The organism is Pseudomonas sp. AOB-7, from assembly GCF_003696305.1.
GTDB lineage: Bacteria > Pseudomonadota > Gammaproteobacteria > Pseudomonadales > Pseudomonadaceae > Aquipseudomonas.
Genome location: NZ_RFFK01000004.1, coordinates 176,007 through 194,412, shown reverse-complemented (window position 1 = coordinate 194,412; position 18,406 = coordinate 176,007). Strand labels below are relative to the sequence as shown.

16 protein-coding genes are annotated in these 18,406 nt (G+C 66.0%); 14 read left to right on the top strand and 2 right to left on the bottom strand.

The features are described 5' to 3' along the window. Positions 1 to 11: 11 nt before the first annotated feature. The 12 genes from asd (at position 12) to EA796_RS09730 (ending at position 14,096) form a co-directional block, all read left to right on the top strand. Positions 12 to 1,124, top strand: coding sequence for an aspartate-semialdehyde dehydrogenase (gene asd / locus EA796_RS09785; RefSeq protein WP_021445394.1), 1,113 nt, complete (start codon positions 12 to 14; stop codon positions 1,122 to 1,124). A gap of 179 nt (positions 1,125 to 1,303) precedes the next feature. Continuing rightward, the gene (locus tag EA796_RS09780; RefSeq protein ID WP_122108474.1) at positions 1,304 to 2,314 is read left to right on the top strand and encodes an aspartate-semialdehyde dehydrogenase; all 1,011 of its coding nucleotides are present in this window, start codon (positions 1,304 to 1,306) and stop codon (positions 2,312 to 2,314) included. Between the two features lie 156 nt (positions 2,315 to 2,470). After that, positions 2,471 to 5,317: a FimV/HubP family polar landmark protein gene (locus EA796_RS09775; RefSeq protein ID WP_122108473.1), complete on the top strand. Its 2,847-nt coding sequence runs from the start codon at positions 2,471 to 2,473 to the stop codon at positions 5,315 to 5,317. 8 nt (positions 5,318 to 5,325) lie between these two features. Next, positions 5,326 to 6,189: a tRNA pseudouridine(38-40) synthase TruA gene (gene truA, locus EA796_RS09770; protein WP_031303078.1), complete on the top strand. Its 864-nt coding sequence runs from the start codon at positions 5,326 to 5,328 to the stop codon at positions 6,187 to 6,189. A 43-nt stretch (positions 6,190 to 6,232) separates the two neighbouring features. After that, the gene (locus EA796_RS09765; RefSeq protein WP_122108472.1) at positions 6,233 to 6,868 is read left to right on the top strand and encodes a phosphoribosylanthranilate isomerase; all 636 of its coding nucleotides are present in this window, start codon (positions 6,233 to 6,235) and stop codon (positions 6,866 to 6,868) included. Positions 6,869 to 6,985: 117 nt separating this feature from the next. Next, positions 6,986 to 7,870, top strand: coding sequence for an acetyl-CoA carboxylase, carboxyltransferase subunit beta (gene accD / locus EA796_RS09760; RefSeq protein WP_122108471.1), 885 nt, complete (start codon positions 6,986 to 6,988; stop codon positions 7,868 to 7,870). Next, entirely contained in the window at positions 7,867 to 9,144 is a 1,278-nt protein-coding gene (gene folC, locus EA796_RS09755) for a bifunctional tetrahydrofolate synthase/dihydrofolate synthase (protein ID WP_122108470.1), read from the top strand. Before accD ends, folC begins: the two co-directional genes overlap by 4 nt. 15 nt (positions 9,145 to 9,159) lie before the next feature. Further along, a complete protein-coding gene (locus EA796_RS09750) occupies positions 9,160 to 9,777 on the top strand; it encodes an SPOR domain-containing protein (RefSeq protein WP_122108469.1) in 618 nt (205 codons plus the stop codon). Positions 9,778 to 9,859: 82 nt separating this feature from the next. Next, positions 9,860 to 10,372: a CvpA family protein gene (locus tag EA796_RS09745; protein WP_021444698.1), complete on the top strand. Its 513-nt coding sequence runs from the start codon at positions 9,860 to 9,862 to the stop codon at positions 10,370 to 10,372. An 87-nt stretch (positions 10,373 to 10,459) separates the two neighbouring features. Continuing rightward, positions 10,460 to 11,968: an amidophosphoribosyltransferase gene (purF, locus tag EA796_RS09740; RefSeq protein WP_122108468.1), complete on the top strand. Its 1,509-nt coding sequence runs from the start codon at positions 10,460 to 10,462 to the stop codon at positions 11,966 to 11,968. A gap of 137 nt (positions 11,969 to 12,105) precedes the next feature. Next, the gene (locus EA796_RS09735) at positions 12,106 to 13,317 is read left to right on the top strand and encodes an O-succinylhomoserine sulfhydrylase (protein ID WP_122108467.1); all 1,212 of its coding nucleotides are present in this window, start codon (positions 12,106 to 12,108) and stop codon (positions 13,315 to 13,317) included. A gap of 2 nt (positions 13,318 to 13,319) precedes the next feature. Further along, entirely contained in the window at positions 13,320 to 14,096 is a 777-nt protein-coding gene (locus EA796_RS09730) for an SDR family oxidoreductase (protein ID WP_122108466.1), read from the top strand. Between the two features lie 87 nt (positions 14,097 to 14,183). Here the strand turns inward: EA796_RS09730 and EA796_RS09725 are convergent, their stop codons facing one another. After that, positions 14,184 to 15,848 carry an electron transfer flavoprotein-ubiquinone oxidoreductase gene (locus tag EA796_RS09725; protein ID WP_122108465.1) on the bottom strand — a complete coding sequence of 555 codons (1,665 nt, stop codon included), beginning with the start codon at positions 15,846 to 15,848 and terminating at the stop codon, positions 14,184 to 14,186. Positions 15,849 to 16,172: 324 nt separating this feature from the next. Between EA796_RS09725 and EA796_RS09720 the strand changes: the two genes are divergently transcribed. Next, positions 16,173 to 16,922, top strand: a complete 750-nt coding sequence (locus EA796_RS09720) for an electron transfer flavoprotein subunit beta/FixA family protein (protein WP_012018936.1) — start codon at positions 16,173 to 16,175, stop codon at positions 16,920 to 16,922. Further along, complete coding sequence (locus EA796_RS09715; protein WP_021444692.1) at positions 16,923 to 17,852, top strand: electron transfer flavoprotein subunit alpha/FixB family protein; 930 nt, start codon at positions 16,923 to 16,925, stop codon at positions 17,850 to 17,852. It begins immediately after the preceding gene. Positions 17,853 to 17,899: 47 nt separating this feature from the next. Here the strand turns inward: EA796_RS09715 and EA796_RS09710 are convergent, their stop codons facing one another. Further along, positions 17,900 to 18,382 carry a DUF4124 domain-containing protein gene (locus tag EA796_RS09710; protein WP_021444691.1) on the bottom strand — a complete coding sequence of 161 codons (483 nt, stop codon included), beginning with the start codon at positions 18,380 to 18,382 and terminating at the stop codon, positions 17,900 to 17,902. Positions 18,383 to 18,406: the final 24 nt, after the last annotated feature.

The following is an 18,406-nucleotide window of genomic DNA, read 5'->3' as shown; positions in this document are numbered from 1 at the left end:
GTGTAGTCGTTATGAAACGTGTAGGTCTGATCGGTTGGCGTGGCATGGTCGGTTCCGTGCTTATGCAGCGCATGCTGGAAGAGCGGGACTTCGACCTGATCGAGCCGGTGTTCTTCACCACCTCCAATGTCGGCGGCCAGGGGCCGGCCATTGGCAAGGACATTGCCCCGCTGAAGGACGCCTACAGCATCGACGACCTGAAAGGCCTGGACGTGATCCTGACCTGCCAGGGCGGCGACTACACCAACGAAGTCTTCCCCAAGCTGCGCGAAGCCGGCTGGCAGGGTTACTGGATCGACGCGGCTTCCAGCCTGCGGATGGACGACAGCGCGGTGATCGTGCTCGATCCGGTCAACCGCAAGGTGATCGACCAGGCGCTGGACGCTGGCAGCAAGAACTATATCGGCGGCAACTGCACCGTCAGCCTGATGCTGATGGCCCTGGGCGGGCTCTATGAGGCCGGCCTGGTCGAGTGGATGAGCGCCATGACCTACCAGGCTGCTTCCGGTGCCGGCGCGCAGAACATGCGCGAGCTGATCAAGCAGATGGGCGCGATCAACGGCGCCGTCGCCGATGAGCTGGCCGATCCGGCCAGCGCCATCCTCGACATCGACCGCAAGGTGGCCGAGGCCATGCGCGGCGAAGCCTTCCCGGTGGACAACTTCGGCGTGCCGCTGGCCGGCAGCCTGATCCCCTACATCGACAAGGAGCTGCCCAACGGTCAGAGCCGCGAAGAGTGGAAGGCCCAGGCCGAGACTAACAAGATCCTCGGCCGCTTCAAGAACCCGATCCCGGTCGACGGCATCTGCGTGCGCATCGGCGCCATGCGCTGCCACAGCCAGGCGCTGACCATCAAGCTGAACAAGGATGTGCCGATGGGCGATATCGAAGGCCTGATCAGCCAGCACAATCCCTGGGTCAAGCTGGTGCCGAACAGCCGCGAAGCCAGCATTCGCGACCTCGGTCCGACTGCGGTCACCGGTACCCTGAGCGTGCCGGTCGGTCGTCTGCGCAAGCTCAACATGGGCTCGCAGTACCTGGGCGCCTTCACTGTCGGCGACCAACTGCTGTGGGGCGCGGCCGAGCCGCTGCGGCGCATGCTGCGCATCCTGCTGGAGCGCTAAAGCCGCGCTGGCTGCAAGCTGCAAGTAACAGCCAGAAAAGCCCCGCTGCCTCGGCAGCGGGGCTTTTTGCTTCTGGCGCATCTTGGGGCACACGTCTGCGCGCCGGCGGATCCGGCCGATTGCCTGGGCGAGAGGGCGCGGTTACAGTGCGGCTCCTCCCCGCGTCGCAGGTCCACCCCATGAGCCAGTCCTTCAATATCGCCCTGGTCGGCGCCACCGGTAGCATCGGCGAGGCGCTGGTCGAACTGCTCGAAGAACGCGATTTTCCGGTCAAGGAACTGCATCTGCTGGCCAGTAGCGAGTCGGCCGGGCAGAGCCTGTCCTTTCGTGGGCGCCAGGTGCGGGTCAGGTCGCTCGATGCCTTCGATTTCGCCCAGGTGCAGCTGGCCTTCTTCGCCGCCGGCGCCGATGTCACGCGGGCCCAGCACGAGCGGGTGCTGGCCGCGGGCTGCTCGCTGATCGACCTGAGCGCCGCCTTGCCGCTGAGTCAGGCGCCTTGCGTGCTACCCGAAGCCGGCCTGGACGGCTTGCCAGCGCGGCATGCCCCCTGGCTGCTCAGTTCGCCGACGCCTTGCGCGGTGGCGACCGCGCTGGTGCTGACGGCGTTGCGCCCGCTGCTGCAGCCGCGCCAGGTGCAGCTGACCGCCATGCTGGCGGCGTCCACCCTCGGTCGCAGCGGAGTGCAGGAGTTGGCGCGGCAGACCGCCGAGTTGCTCAATGGCCGCCCGCTGGAGCCCAAGGGCCTGGACCGGCAGGTCGCGTTCAACCTGCTGGCACAGGTCGGGGCGCTGGACGAGCAGGGCCATGCCGAACTGGAGAATCGCCTGGCGAGCGAGCTGCAGCAGTTGCTCGGCGTGCCGGATCTGCCGGTATCGGCGACCTGCGCCCTGGCGCCGGTATTCTTTGGCGACAGCCTGGCGCTCGGCGTGCAGGTCGATGGCGAGGTGGATGTGGCTGCCGTGTCGCGCTTGCTGGAAGCCGCGCCGGGGATCGAGCTGGTGGAGGCGGGCGACTATCCGACGGCGGTGGGCGATGCGGTTGGCCAGGATCAGGTCTATGTCGGGCGCGTGCGCAGCGGCGTCAGTGATCCGCGCCAACTCAATTTGTGGATTGCGTCTGATAATGTAAGAAAAGGCGCTGCCCTGACTGCTGTGCAAATAGCCGAGTTGTTGATAAAACACTATCTGTAAAAGATACTTACCTAGAAATTTGAAGAATCTTTCTAGCTTGGCAATACTGGCTGAGTTGATTGCTGAATGGGGAGCCGCTCCTTGGGGCGGATGCAGGCAGCAGTTATCAAGACCCTCTCGCATGCCGAGAAAAAAGATAAAACAAGGGATAACGCTATGGTTCGGGTTCGCAAACTAGTGCTGGCAATTGCAGCGGCTTCGGCCCTGTCTTCCGGTATGGCGCATGCGCTGGGGTTGGGTGAAGTTACCCTGCAGTCCTCGCTGAATCAGCCGCTGGTAGCGGAAATCGAATTGCTGGAGGTGCGCGATCTGGCCTCCAACGAGGTGATTCCCAACCTGGCGTCCCCCGAAGAGTTCGTCAAGGCCGGCGTCGATCGCCAATACTTTCTCACCGACCTGAAATTCACCCCGGTACTCAAGCCCAATGGCAAGAGTGTGATTCGCGTCACTTCGAGCAAAGCGGTACGCGAACCTTATCTGAACTTCCTGGTGGAAGTGCTCTGGCCGAATGGTCGGTTGCTGCGCGAATACACCCTGCTGCTCGATCCGCCGCTGTACTCCCCGCAAACCGCGGTGGCCGCCGCGCCGCAACTGCCGATCGCCGCGCCGGCACCAGCGCCGCGTCCCGCCGTTGCGCCGGCGCCCGTCAGTGCCGCGCCGGCACCGGCTCCGCGTCCGGCTGCACCGGCACCGGCCTCGCGGGCCATCTCCGGCAACGAATACAAGACCACCGCCAACGACACCCTGTGGGAAATCGCCCAGCGCGTGGGCGGCGGCTCGGTCAACCAGACCATGCTGGCCATCCAGGATCTCAACCCGGATGCCTTTATCGGCGGCAACATCAACCGCATGAAGAGCGGCCAGGTACTGCGCCTGCCCGATGAGCAGCAGATCCGCAGCCGCAGCAATGCCGAGGCCGTGGCCCAGGTCGCCGAACAGAACGCCGCCTGGCGCGAAGGGCGCGCCGTCGCCTCGCGTCAGCTGGATGCCACCCGCCGCACTACTGCCGGCGCAGCGCCAGCGACCGCACAAAGCGGCGACAGCCTGAAACTGGTGGCGGCCGAGGCCGGCAAGGCCACCAGCGGCAGCGACAGCGGTTCGGTCGACAGCAAGGCGCTGACCGACAAGCTGGCCGTGACCCAGGAGAGCCTCGACTCGACTCGTCGCGAGAACGCCGAACTGCAAAGCCGCGTCGGCGATCTGCAGAGCCAGCTGGACAAGCTGCAGCGTCTGATCGAACTCAAGGACAGCCAGTTGGCCAAGCTGCAGGCCGATATGGCGGCGGGTGCCGCCGCACCGGCAGCGCCGGTCGCAGCGGAGGAGGCGGCCAAGCCGGCTGCCGAACCGGCGCCGCCGACCACGGAGGCGGCGACCACGCCTGTGTCGCCGCCCGAAGGGGCGGCCCCCGACTACAACTACAGCGAGGAGCCGGCTGCGCCTGTCGAAGACAGCGCCGCCGCGGCACCCGAACAGCCGGCCAGTGAGCCGGCTGCTGTCGTTGCACCGGCTGCTCCGGCCAAGGCGGTCGAACCGGCTGAGCCGGCCAAGCCGGAAGCGGCCAAACCTGCCGCTCCTGCACCGACTCCGGCACCGGCCCCGGCCCCGCAAAGCTTTATCGACGACCTGCTGGCCAACCCCATGACCCTGGGCCTGGCTGGTGGTGGCGCATTGCTGCTACTGCTGGTCGGTCTGATGGCGCTATCGCGGCGCAATGCCATGAAGGAAGCCGAGCTGCACGAAGAGCTAGCCGACGAAATGGCACAGGACGGCAGTTTCGCCGTCGACCTCGACATGCCGGAAGACAACTTCGCCGGTCTCGGCGACGAGGCCAAGCCGGCTGCGCCGGCCGCTGCTGGCGAAGAGCGGGTGACCGCGCAAACCGGCGATGCCCTGGGCGAAGCCGATATCTATATCGCCTACGGCCGTTTCAATCAGGCCGCCGAGTTGCTGCAGAACGCCATCAACGACGAGCCGCAGCGCAGCGATCTGCGTCTGAAACTGATGGAAGTCTATGCCGAGCTGGGCGACCGCGAAGGCTTCGCCCGTCAGGACAACGAACTGCGCGAGATCGGCGGCGTCAATGCCGAGGCCGAGCAGCTGAAAGCCAAGTACCCGGCCATAGCCGCCTTCGTCGGCGCCGGCGGCATTGCCGCGGCGAGCGCCGCTGACGACCTGGGCGACTTCAGCCTCGACGACCTGAGCCTGGACGAGCCGAGCAGCGAAGCGCCGGTTGCCGCCGGCGGCGACCTGGACGATGCCTTCGATCTGAGCCTGGACGAACTGGAGGCGGACTTGGATCGCGACATGCAGGCCGCGCAGGGGGACGCTGGCAGTCTGTCGCTGGATGACGACCTGGACTTCGGTCTGGTCGACGAGCCGGCGACGGCAGCGGCCAGTGACGATCTGGATTTCGACCTGGCCCTAGGCGACGACAAGGTCGAGCTGTCGCAGCCTGGCGACGACCTCGGCGAGTTCAGCCTGGATCTGGACGAGTCCGCCCCGGCGACTGCCGACGAGGCCGACGATTTCCTCCTCAGCCTCGACGAAGACAGCGTGCCGGCAGCTGCCGAGCCCGCCGACGAGCTGGCCGAGCTGAGCCTGGATCTGCCGGAAGAAAGCGCCGCCGCCGATCTCGAACTGCCGGCGGATTTCGATCTGTCCCTCGGCGAGGAGCTGCAGGCGCAGCCCGAGGTCGAGGCCGATAGCTTCGCCGCGCAACTGGATGAGGTGACCGCCGAGCTGGATCAGTTGGCCGGTAGCCTGGAGCAGCCGGAAGAGGAGCTGCTGCAGCCGGTCGACAGCCTGGCCGGCGAGCTGGATGGCGACGACGACTTCGATTTCCTCTCCGGCACCGATGAAACCGCGACCAAGCTGGATCTGGCGCGCGCCTATATCGACATGGGCGACACCGAAGGCGCTCGCGACATCCTCGACGAAGTGGTCGCCGAGGGCAGCGAGACCCAGCAACAGGAAGCCCGTGAGATGATTGCCAAGCTGGTTTGATGGATTACATGTCTGACGCAGTACCTGCCGCGGCCGCCGAAATGGCGGCCGCTGGCTTTTCCAGAATCGCCCTAGGTCTCGAGTACAAGGGCACACGCTATCGCGGTTTCCAGCGCCAGAGCGGCAAGGTGGCATCGATCCAGGGCAGCCTGGAGCAGGCGCTGTCCAAGGTTGCCGGCGGCGAACCGGTGAGCATCCTCTGCGCCGGGCGCACCGATGCCTCGGTGCACGCCAGCGGCCAGGTGGTGCATTTCGATACGGCCGTCGAGCGCCCGCTGCACGCCTGGATCATGGGCGCCAACATGAACCTGCCCAAGGACATCAGCGTGACCTGGGCGCAGGTGATGCCGGCGCATTTTCATGCGCGCTTTTCGGCCATGGCGCGGCGCTACCGCTACGTGATCTACAACGACCCGATTCGCCCGGCGCATATGGCCGAGGAAGTCACTTGGAACCATCGGCCGCTGGATGTTCGGCGCATGCAGGAGGCCGCCCGGGTGCTGGTCGGCACTCACGATTTCAGCGCTTTCCGCGCCACCCAGTGTCAGGCCAAGTCGCCGATCAAGACGGTGCATCACCTGCAGGTGATCGAGCACGGCCGCTTCATCGTTCTCGATATCCGCGCCAACGCCTTCCTTCATCACATGGTGCGCAACATCGCCGGCGTGCTGATGGCCATCGGCGCAGGCGAGCGGCCGGTGGAGTGGGCGCGCGAGGTACTGGAACGCGGCGAGCGTCGCACCGGCGGGGTGACCGCGCATCCCTACGGCCTGTATCTGGTGCAGGTGGAGTATCCGGACGAGTTCCAGTTGCCGCAGCGTTACCTCGGCCCGCATTTCCTGTCCGCCCTGGCGGACGTGCGGCAGGTCTAGGCCTTTGCTACCATCCAGCGCTTTGCAGCAGGGGAGTACGCCCGTGTCAGTCGTGCGCAGCAAGATCTGCGGCATCACCCGCATCGAGGACGCCCTGGCGGCGGTGGCGGCAGGGGCCGATGCCATCGGCCTGGTGTTCTATGCGAAAAGCCCGCGGGCGGTCAGCATCGAGCAGGCGGCTGCGATCCTGCAGGCGCTGCCGCCGTTCGTCACCAGCGTCGGTCTGTTCGTCGATATGCCGCGCGCCGAGTTGCAGGCGTTGTTGCAGCGCCTGCCGCTGGATCTGCTGCAGTTTCACGGCGACGAGTCGCCGGCCGACTGCGAGGGACATGGTCGTCCCTACATCAAGGCCCTGCGCGTGCGCCCCGGCGAAGACGTGGCAGCGGCGATGGCGCCCTATGCCGGTGCGCGCGGCATCCTGCTGGACACCTTCGTCGAGGGCGTGCCCGGCGGCACCGGTGCCACCTTCGACTGGTCGCTGATACCGCGCCAGGCCGCCAAGCCGATCATCCTCGCCGGTGGCCTGGAGGCGGGCAACGTCGCGGCGGCGATCCGTCAGGTGCGGCCCTATGCGGTGGATGTCAGCGGCGGTGTCGAGGCGAGTAAAGGCATAAAGGATGCAGGCAAGATTCGCGCGTTCGTGCAGGCAGTGCGCGACGCCGGATGTGACGACGCCTGAGGCGCGGCCGTCCATTAGCCTGTCACGCCGCCAATGGCGGTGGAAACGAATTGCTGGCGGTGGGCGCCCACAGATGAGCCGCCCCACCCGAACCAACGGTTATGGAGAAATGACAGCATGAGCAACTGGTTGGTAGACAAACTCATCCCCTCGATCATGCGTTCCGAGGTGAAAAAGAGCTCGGTGCCCGAGGGGCTGTGGCACAAATGTCCGTCCTGCGAAGCCGTGCTCTATCGTCCCGAGCTGGAAAAGACCCTCGACGTCTGCCCCAAGTGCAACCACCACATGCGCATCGGCGCGCGCGCCCGTCTCGACCTGTTCCTCGATGCCGATGGCCGCGAGGAAATCGGCGCCGAGCTGGAGCCGGTGGACCGCCTGAAGTTCCGCGACAGCAAGAAGTACAAGGATCGCCTGGCCGCCGCGCAGAAGCAGACCGGCGAGAAGGACGCGCTTATCGCCATGCGAGGTACCCTCGAAGGCATGCCGATCGCCGTATGCGCCTTCGAATTTTCCTTCATGGGCGGCTCCATGGGCGCCATCGTCGGCGAGCGTTTCGTCCAGGCTGCCAACGTTGCCCTGGAGCAGCGTTGCCCGCTGGTGTGCTTCTCCGCCTCCGGCGGTGCGCGCATGCAGGAGGCGCTGATCTCGCTGATGCAGATGGCCAAGACCTCGGCCGCCCTGGCGCGTCTGCGCGAAGAGGGCCTGCCGTTCATCTCCGTGCTGACCGACCCGGTCTACGGCGGCGTCTCCGCCAGCCTGGCCATGCTCGGCGACGTGATCGTGGCCGAGCCCAAGGCGCTGATCGGCTTCGCCGGCCCGCGGGTGATCGAGCAGACCGTGCGCGAGAAGCTGCCGGAAGGCTTCCAGCGCAGCGAATTCCTGCTGGAGCACGGCGCCATCGACATGATCATCCCGCGTGCCGAGCTGCGTCCACGTCTGGCGCGGCTGCTCGCGCAGCTGATGAATCGCCCCTCTCCGGTTTCCCTGCCGGCCACTGCATGACCGAGCGTAGCCTGGGCGACTGGCTCGCCTACCTCGAGCAGCTGCATCCCTCGGCCATCGACATGGGCCTGGAGCGCTCGCGCGAGGTGGCGCAGCGCCTCTGCCTGGGCAAGCCGGCGCCGCTGGTGATCACCGTGACCGGCACCAACGGCAAGGGCTCCACCTGCGCCTTCGTCGCCAGCCTGCTGCGTGCGCAGGGGCGCCGGGTCGGCGTCTACAGTTCGCCGCATCTGCTGCGTTACAACGAGCGGGTGGTCATCGATGGTGGCGAGGCCAGCGACGCCGAGCTTTGCCAGGCCTTCGCCGCGGTCGAGGCGGTGCGCGGCGAAACCTCCCTGACCTATTTCGAAATGGGCACCCTGGCGGCCTTCTGGCTGTTCGAGCGCGCGGCGCTGGATGCCGTGGTGCTGGAGGTCGGCCTGGGCGGCCGGCTGGATGCGGTGAATCTGGTGGATGCCGACCTGGCACTGGTCACCAGTATCGGTCTGGATCATGCCGACTGGCTGGGCGACACACGCGAGTCGGTGGCCTACGAGAAGGCTGGCATCCTGCGCGCTGGCAAGCCCGCGTTGTGCGGCGATCTCGACCCGCCGCAGCCGCTGCTCGATCAGGTGGCGCGGCTGGATGCGCCGTTCTTTTTGCGCGGCCGCGATTACGACCTGAGTATCGGTGCGCAGGCCTGGTCCTGGTACGGCCTCGATGCGCGTGGGCAGTTGCTGCGCCTGGAACAGCTGCCGCTGCTCGATCTGCCGATGGAAAATGCCGCCCTGGCGCTGCAGGCCTATGCCTTGCTGGAGCTGCCCTGGGATGCCGCGCAGATCGCCCAGGCGCTGGCGGCGACGCGGGTTACCGGGCGTCTGGACCGGCGCACGCTGGATTGGCGAGGCAAGTCACTCACACTGTTGCTCGATGTTGGGCATAATCCCCATGCCGCCGAATACTTGGCGCAGCGTCTGCAAGCCCGGCCGCCGATTGGGCGCCGTTGGGCGGTGTTCGGTCTGTTGGCCGACAAGGACCTGCCCGGGGTGGTGGCACCGCTGCTCGATCAGGTTGCCGGCTGGGCCGTGGCGCCGCTGGCTACGCCGCGTTCGCGCCCGGCCGCCGAGCTGGCCGCGCAGTTGCAGGCCCGGGGGGCGGCGGTGACGCTGCACGCGGACGTGCGCGCCGCGCTGGAAGCCCAGTGCGAGCAGGCGGCACCCGGCGACGAGATTCTGCTGTTCGGATCGTTTTTCTGCGTGGCCGAGGCCCTGGACTGGCTGGCCCGCCCAGCTTGAAAGGGGAGTAGGGGGATGGCATTGCTGGACAAGGGGCTCAAGCAGCGCATGGTCGGCGCGCTGGTGCTGGTGGCGCTGGCGGTGATTTTCCTGCCGATGCTGCTGTCGCGCGAGGACGAGATGCGTCGGGTGGTGGTGGACGCCCCGGCGATGCCGCAGGCGCCGGTGATGCCGGAAATCGTCGTACAGCCGGCCGAGGTGGTCGAACCCGAAGCCTTGCCGCAGGAGCCGATTCCGCCCGAGGAGGTGCCGCCGCAGCCGCTCGAGACGCCGCCGCAGCCCGAGGTGCAGCCGGCAGTGCCGGCACCCGCGCCGAGCCAGCCCGAAGCGGCCAAGGCCGAGACGCTCGCCAGCGCGCCGGCCAAGCCCGCCAGTCGGCTGGACGCCAACAGCCTGCCGATCAGCTGGTCGGTGCAGCTGGCCAGCCTGTCCAGCCGCAGCGGCGCGGAAAACCTGCAGAAGACTCTGCGCAGCCAGGGCTACAACGCCTATATCCGCACCTTCGACGGCATGAACCGGGTGTTCGTCGGGCCGCTGATCGAGCGCGCCGAAGCCGAGCGTCTGCGCGACCAGCTCAATCGCCAGCACAAGCTCAGCGGTTTCGTCGTGCGTTTCCAGCCCGAGGCGGGTTGAGAACAGGACTTTGCATCGCCCGGTTACCCGATGCGCCGGGCTCTGCTAAAATGCTTCGCCTTTTCCGCTGGTAGGCCGCACCGTGGTATTCACCTGGGTCGATTGGGCGATCATCGCCGTCATCGCCGTCTCGAGTTTGATCAGCCTCAAGCGTGGCTTCGTCAAGGAAGCCCTGTCGCTGCTGACCTGGATCATCGCGGGTATCGTCGCCTGGATGTTCGGCGGCGCGCTGGCCCAGCACCTCGTCGAATTCATCGAAACTCCGTCCGCACGGGTGATCGCCGCCTGTGCCATTCTGTTCGTCGCCACCTTGCTGGTCGGCGCCCTGGTCAATTTCCTCATCGGCGAGCTGATTCGCGTGACCGGCTTGTCCGGCACCGACCGTTTCCTCGGCATGGTGTTCGGCGCCGCCCGCGGCGGTCTGTTGGTGGTGCTGCTGGTCGGGCTGATCAGCCTGGCGCCGGTGGAACAGGACACGTGGTGGCAGCAGTCGCAACTGGTGCCGCATTTTCTGATGGTCGCCGACTGGTCGAAGAACCTCATTCTGGGGTGGTCCGGTCAGTGGTTTTCCGGTGGGATCGGCTCACCCAGCTGATCCGCCATAAAAGAGCGCCTGCCCTGGCCCAAACCGCCGTGGCAGTTGCTGAAGTTAGCCTGAACTATCTAGCAGGGGTCGTGGCACATGTGTGGCATCGTCGGTATCGTCGGCAAGTCGAACGTCAATCAGGCGCTGTATGACGCGCTCACCGTCCTTCAGCATCGCGGCCAGGACGCTGCCGGCATCGTCACCAGCCATGATGGCCGGCTGTTCCTGCGCAAGGACAACGGCCTGGTGCGCGACGTGTTCCAGCAGCGCCACATGCAGCGCCTGGTCGGCCACATGGGCATCGGCCACGTGCGCTACCCCACCGCCGGCAGCTCCAGCTCGGCCGAGGCGCAGCCGTTCTACGTCAACTCGCCCTACGGCATCACCCTGGCGCACAACGGCAACCTGACCAACGTCGAGCAGTTGGCCAAGGAAATCTACGAGTCCGACCTGCGCCACGTGAACACCAACTCCGACTCGGAAGTGCTGCTCAACGTGTTCGCCCACGAGCTGGCCCAGCGCGGCAAGCTGCAGCCGACCGAGGAAGACGTGTTCGCCGCGGTCAGCCACGTGCACGAGCGCTGCCTAGGCGGCTACGCGGTGGTGGCGATGATCACCGGCTACGGCATCGTCGGTTTCCGCGATCCCAACGGCATTCGCCCGATCGTCTTCGGCCAGCGCCACACCGACGAAGGCGTCGAATACATGATCGCCTCCGAGAGCGTGTCGCTGGACGTGCTCGGCTTCACCCTGATCCGCGACCTGGCGCCGGGCGAGGCGGTGTACATCACCGAGGAAGGCAAGCTGTTCACCCGTCAGTGCGCGCAGAACCCGAAATACGCGCCGTGCATCTTCGAACATGTCTACCTGGCGCGCCCGGATTCGATCATGGACGGCATCTCGGTGTACAAGGCGCGCCTGCGCATGGGCGAGAAACTGGCCGACAAGATCCTCCGCGAGCGTCCGCAGCACGACATCGACGTGGTCATCCCGATTCCCGACACCAGCCGCACCGCCGCGCTGGAACTGGCCAACCGCCTGGGCGTGAAGTTCCGCGAAGGCTTCGTCAAGAACCGCTACATCGGCCGTACCTTCATCATGCCCGGCCAGGCGGCGCGCAAGAAATCCGTGCGGCAGAAGCTCAACGCCATCGAACTGGAGTTCCGCGGCAAGAACGTGATGCTGGTGGACGACTCCATCGTCCGCGGCACCACCTGCAAGCAGATCATCCAGATGGCCCGCGAAGCCGGGGCGAAGAACGTCTACTTCTGCTCGGCGGCGCCGGCGGTGCGTTATCCGAACGTATACGGCATCGATATGCCCAGCGCCCACGAGCTGATCGCCCACGGCCGCAGCACCGAGGAAGTCTGCGAGCTGATCGGCGCCGACTGGCTGGTCTACCAGGACCTGCCGGATCTGATCGAGGCGGTCAGCGGCAGCAAGAAGATCAAGATCGACAACTTCGACTGCGCGGTGTTCGACGGCAAGTACGTCACCGGCGATGTCGACGAGGCCTACCTGAACAAGATCGAGCAGGCGCGCAACGACGCCAGCAAGGTCAAATCGCAGGCGGTCAGCGCCATCATCGATCTGTACAACAATTGACCCGGGCGGGCAGGGCCGGTCCCTGTCCGTTTCGTTGGCGCGCAGCGCACCCCGACCCGTAGCCCGGATGCAATCCGGGGGGATATCACAGAGGATTTCCCGGATTGCATCCGGGCTAGATTGCGTGAGGTAGCGATATGACACTGGAATGGGAAGCCGGCAGGCTCGATAGCGATCTCGACGGCGTGGGCTTCGACACCCTGGCGGTGCGCGCCGGCCAGCGCCGCTCGCCCGAGGGCGAGCACGGCGAGGCGCTGTTCCTCACCTCCAGTTACGTGTTCCGCACCGCCGCCGACGCCGCCGCCCGCTTTGGCGGCGAGGTGCCGGGCAACGTCTACTCGCGCTACACCAACCCCACCGTGCGCACCTTCGAGGAGCGCATCGCCGCCCTGGAAGGCGCCGAACAGGCGGTGGCCACCGCCTCGGGCATGTCGGCGATCCTTGCCATCGTCATGAGCCTGTGCAGCGGCGGCGACCATGTGCTGGTCTCGCGCAGCGTGTTCGGCTCCACCATCAGCCTGTTCGAGAAGTACCTCAAGCGCTTCGGTGTCGAGGTGGATTATGTGCCACTGGCCGATCTCGATGCCTGGCAGGCGGCCTTCAAGCCCAATACCAAGCTGCTGTTCGTCGAGTCGCCGTCCAACCCGCTGGCCGAGCTGGTGGATATCGCCGCCCTGGCCGAGATCGCCCATGCCCGCGGCGCGCTGCTGGCGGTGGACAACTGCTTCTGCACCCCGGCGCTGCAGCAGCCGCTGGCGCTGGGCGCCGATATCGTCATGCACTCGGCGACCAAGTACATCGACGGTCAGGGCCGCGGCCTCGGCGGCGTGGTGGCCGGGCGCAGCGAGCAGATGAAGGAAATCGTGGGCTTTCTGCGTACCGCGGGCCCGACCCTGAGTCCGTTCAATGCCTGGCTGTTCCTCAAGGGCCTGGAGACCCTGCGCATCCGCATGCAGGCGCAGAGCCACAGCGCCCTGCAGCTGGCGCAGTGGCTGGAGCAGCAGCCGCAGGTCGAGCGGGTCTACTACGCCGGCTTGCCCAGCCACCCGCAGCACGAGCTGGCGAAGCGGCAGCAGAGCGCCTTCGGTGCGGTGCTCAGTTTCGAGGTGGCGGGCGGTCGCGACGCCGCCTGGAAGGTGATCGACGCCACCCGGGTGATTTCCATCACCACCAACCTGGGCGACACCAAGACCACCATCGCCCACCCGGCGACCACCTCCCATGGTCGCCTGAGCCCGCAGGAGCGGGCCAATGCCGGCATTCGCGACAACCTGATTCGCGTCGCCGTGGGCCTGGAAGACCTGGCTGACCTCAAGGCCGATCTGGCGCGCGGCCTGGCCGCGCTCTGAGCATGCTGGAGTGGGGCAGCGGCGCCGCGCCGAATAACGGCCGGGTCGCGTTGGTCAGCGGTGCGGCCCGCGGCATCGGCCTGGGCATCGCGGCCTGGCTGATCACCGAGGGCTGGCAGGTGGTGCTGGCCGACATTGACCGCGAGCGTGGCTCGAAGGTGGCGCGCGCGCTGGGCGATAACGCCTGGTTCGTCGCCATGGACGTGGCCAAGGAGGATCAGGTCAGCGTCGGCGTCGCCGAGGTGCTCGGCCAGTTCGGCCGCCTCGACGCGCTGGTGTGCAACGCCGGCATTGCCGACCCGCACAACCCGCCGCTGGAGGCGCTTGATCTCAGGCGCTGGAATCGCTTGCTGGCGGTCAACCTGACCGGCGCCATGCTCCTGGCCAAGCATTGCGCGCCCTACCTGCGCAGTCATCGCGGCGCCATCGTCAATATCGCCTCGACCCGCGCCAGCCAGTCCGAGGCCAACTGCGAGGCCTATGCGGCGAGCAAGGGCGGCCTGGTCGCGCTGACTCATGCGCTGGCGGTCAGCCTCGGCCCGGAGGTGCGGGTCAATTGCGTCAGCCCCGGCTGGATCGATGCCCGCGACCCGTCGCAGCAGCGCCTGGAGCCGCTGTCGGTGTTCGATCACGCGCAGCACCCGGTCGGCCGGGTCGGCGGGGTGGAGGATGTCGCCGCGCAGGTCGCCTGGCTGCTGTCCGAAGCCGCCGGTTTCGTCACCGGCCAGGAGTTCGTCATCGACGGCGGCATGAGCCGCAAGATGATCTATCAGGATTGAGCGCCTTAGGGCGGGTGAAACCTGTCTGCGGCGTGGAAGCAGAAACGAAAAAGGCTCCCGAAGGAGCCTTTTTCATGCATGGCCGAATTACATGTTGGGGTAGTTCGGCCCGCCGGTGCCTTCCGGCGCGACCCAGGTGATGTTCTGGGCCGGGTCCTTGATGTCGCAGGTCTTGCAGTGCACGCAGTTCTGCGCGTTGATCTGGAAGCGTTTCTCGCCGTCTTCCTGAGTCACCACCTCGTACACGCCGGCCGGGCAGTAGCGCTGCGCCGGTTCGTCGTACAGCGGCAGGTTCTTCGCCAGCGGGATGCTCGGGTCGGTGAGCTTCAGGTGGCAGGGCTGCTCCTCTTCGTGGTTGGTGTTGGAGAGGAACACCGAGGAGAGCTTGTCGAAGCTCAGTTTGCCATCCGGTTTCGGGTAGGCGATCTTCGCGCATGCGGCGGCCGGCTTCAGGCAGGCGTAGTCCGGCTTGTTATCGTGCAGGGTGAAGGGCGCCTTGCCGCCGAAGATGTTCTGGTCCAGCCAATTGATACCGCCGCCGATGATGGCGCCGTACTTGTGGATGGCCGCGCCGAAGTTGCGGCTGCGGAACAGTTCGTCGTACAGCCAGCTGGCCTTGAAGCCCTCGACGTAGCCGTTCAGCTCGTCGCCGCCTTCGCCGCCGCCGAGCAGGGCCTGGGCCACGGCGTCCGCCGCGAGCATGCCGGACTTCATCGCGGTGTGGCTGCCCTTGATCTTGGCGAAGTTCAGGGTGCCGAGGTCGCAGCCGATCAGCGCGCCGCCGGGGAAGACCATCTTCGGCAGCGAATTCAGGCCGCCCTTGCAGATGGCGCGGGCGCCGTAGGCCACGCGCTTGCCGCCTTCCAGGTACTGGGCGATCACCGGGTGGTGCTTGTAGCGCTGGAACTCGTCGAACGGCGACAGGTGCGGGTTGGCGTAGGACAGATCGATGATCAGGCCGACCACCACCTGGTTGTTCTCTAGGTGATAGAGGAAGGAGCCGCCGGTGTTCTCGGTGCCCATGATGTCCATCGGCCAGCCTGCGGTGTGCACCACCAGGCCCTGCTCGTGCTTGGCCGGGTCGATGTCCCAGATTTCCTTGATGCCGATGCCGTAGTGCTGGGCGTCGGCTTCGCTATCGAGCTTGTACTTGTTGATCAGCTGCTTGCCGATATGGCCACGGCAGCCTTCGGCGAACAGGGTGTACTTGCCGCGCAGTTCCATGCCCGGGGTGTAGTAGCCTTCCTTGGGGTTGCCTTCGCGGTCGACGCCCAGATCGCCGGTGACGATGCCGCGCACCACGCCGTTGTCGTCGATCAGCGCTTCCTGAGCGGCGAAGCCGGGATAGACTTCCACGCCGAGGTTTTCCGCCTGCTGGGCCAGCCAGCGGCACAGATTGCCCAGGGAAATGATGTAGTTGCCTTCGTTGTGCATGGTTTTCGGCACAAAGAAGTCGGGAATTCGGGTAGCCTTGTCGGCGTCGCGCAGCAGGTAGATGTCGTCGCGCTTGACCGGGGTATTGAGCGGGGCGCCCAGTTCCTTCCAGTCGGGGAACAGTTCGTTCAGGGCGCGCGGCTCGAAGACCGCACCGGAGAGGATATGCGCGCCGACTTCGGAGCCTTTCTCGACCACGCAGACGCTGATCTCCTGGCCCGCTTCAGCGGCTTTCTGCTTCAGTCGGCAGGCGGCGGACAGGCCGGACGGGCCGGCGCCGACGATGACGACGTCGAACTCCATAAATTCGCGTTCCACAGGCTATCTCCTACTCAAGGCTCTTCGATGTTTTATGTTGGAGGGCGCGGCTCGGTCCCTAAGCGATGCGGGCGCATTATATCTACACCCTCCCAACGGGCCAATACAAACGTTTGTTTGAATTTTCTGTAGGCCTGTTAGAATCCTACTACATCGCGGATGACCGGCCGGTTCGCTGTATTGACCGAGCCAGGCCGCGGGGTCAAGATACGGGCGGTTTTGCGCTCGCCGTCTGGGCTGAAAGGTCGGTTCCGGCCGATTTTGCATCACCGGCCAGGCTCGCCTTGGCGACATTCTTATTCACCGGAGAGTAACGAGGAATCCATGAAGGTTCTTGTAGCTGTCAAACGAGTGGTTGACTACAACGTCAAGGTTCGCGTCAAGGCGGACAACAGCGGCGTCGACCTCGCCAACGTCAAGATGTCGATGAACCCCTTCTGCGAGATCGCCGTGGAGGAAGCCGTACGTCTGAAGGAGAAGGGCGTGGCGAGCGAGATCGTCGTCGTCTCCATCGGCCCGGCCACCGCTCAGGAGCAGCTGCGTACCGCGCTGGCCCTCGGTGCCGACCGCGCCATCCTGGTCGAGTCCAACGACGAGCTGAACTCCCTGGCCGTGGCCAAGCTGCTCAAGGCAGTGGTCGACAAGGAGCAGCCGCAGCTGGTGATCATGGGCAAGCAGGCCATCGACAGCGACAACAACCAGACCGGCCAGATGCTCGGCGCGCTGACCGGTTTCGGCCAGGGCACCTTCGCCTCCAAGGTCGAGGTGGCTGGCGACAAGGTCAACGTCACCCGTGAAATCGACGGCGGCCTGCAGACCGTCGCGCTGAACCTGCCGGCGATCGTCACCACCGACCTGCGCCTGAACGAGCCGCGCTATGCGTCGCTGCCGAACATCATGAAGGCCAAGAAGAAGCCGCTGGAAACCGTTACCCCGGACGCCCTGGGCGTTTCCACCGCCTCCACCGTCAAGACCCTGAAAGTCGAAGCGCCGGCTGCTCGCAGCGCTGGTATCAAGGTCAAGTCCGTGGCTGAACTGGTCGAGAAACTGAAGAACGAGGCGAAGGTAATCTAAATGACTATCCTGGTTATCGCTGAACACACCAATGCCGCCCTGGCTGCCGCGACCCTGAACACCGTTGCCGCTGCCGCGAAGATCGGTGGCGACATCCACGTACTGGTTGCCGGTAGTGCCTGTGGCGCTGCTGCCGAAGCTGCTGCCAAGATCGCTGGCGTAGCCAAGGTGCTGGTGGCCGACAACGCCGCCTATGCCAACCAGCTGCCGGAAAACGTCGCACCGCTGGTAGCCGAACTGGGCAAGGGCTACAGCCACATCCTGGCTGCCGCCACCAGCAACGGCAAGAACATCCTGCCGCGCGTCGCCGCCGCCCTGGACGTCGACCAGATCTCCGAGATCATCGCCGTCGAGAGCGCCGACACCTTCAAGCGTCCGATCTATGCCGGTAACGCCATCGCCACCGTGCAGTCCTCGGCTGCCATCAAGGTGATCACCGTGCGTAGCACCGGTTTCGACGCCGTCGCTGCCGAAGGCGGCAGTGCTGCCGTTGAGGCCGTTTCCGGTCCGGCCGATGCCGGCAAGTCCGCCTTCGTCGGCGAAGAACTGGCCAAGTCTGATCGTCCGGAGCTGACCGCTGCCAAGATCGTCGTGTCCGGCGGCCGTGGCATGGGCAATGGCGACAACTTCAAGCACCTGTACGCCCTGGCCGACAAGCTGGGCGCCGCCGTCGGTGCCTCGCGCGCCGCAGTCGACGCCGGTTTCGTGCCGAACGACATGCAGGTCGGTCAGACCGGCAAGATCGTCGCGCCGCAGCTGTACATCGCCGTCGGTATCTCCGGCGCGATCCAGCACCTGGCCGGCATGAAGGACTCCAAGGTGATCGTCGCGATCAACAAGGACGAAGAGGCGCCGATCTTCCAGGTGGCCGACTACGGCCTGGTCGCCGACCTGTTCGAAGCCGTACCGGAGCTGGAAAAGCTGGTCTAAGCCGCTTTCTCCGCTGCGAAAAGAACCCGCTCCTTGGAGCGGGTTTTTTATTTGCCTTTCACGCAGCCCGCTTCGTCGAAGCTCACCTGGCGCGTGTTGCCGCTGTTGTCGCGGTAGTGGTAGCGCTGCAGGCCATTCTGCCGGCTGATCTTGTGTGGCTTGCCCAGGCTGCTTTCCACGTCGCTGCGAGTCATGCCGCTGCGAATCTCCTGCTTGACGATCGCGGCCCGCCGCGCGCTGCCGGTAATCCGGTTGCCGCAGCCGTCGTCCTGTTGACCGACCACCACCAGTTCACTGGCCCCCTTTGTTCGCGTGCTGCGTTCGGGTTTGGCCAGTGGTACGGCCTTGCCGCTGCTCGGCGTCTGGTTGCGGGCGTTCTGGGTTCGCTGCTGCTGCTCTGTCGGGCAGCCGTGGCGGGTGAAGGTGATATGGCCGTTGGCGTCTTCACAACGAAACACGGTGGCGGCCAGGCTGGCCTGGGTGGGGTAGAGCAGGGCGGCGCAGAATGCGGCGCGCAGCAGTCCTTGCATGGGGCGTCCTCCTTGACGGGTGCC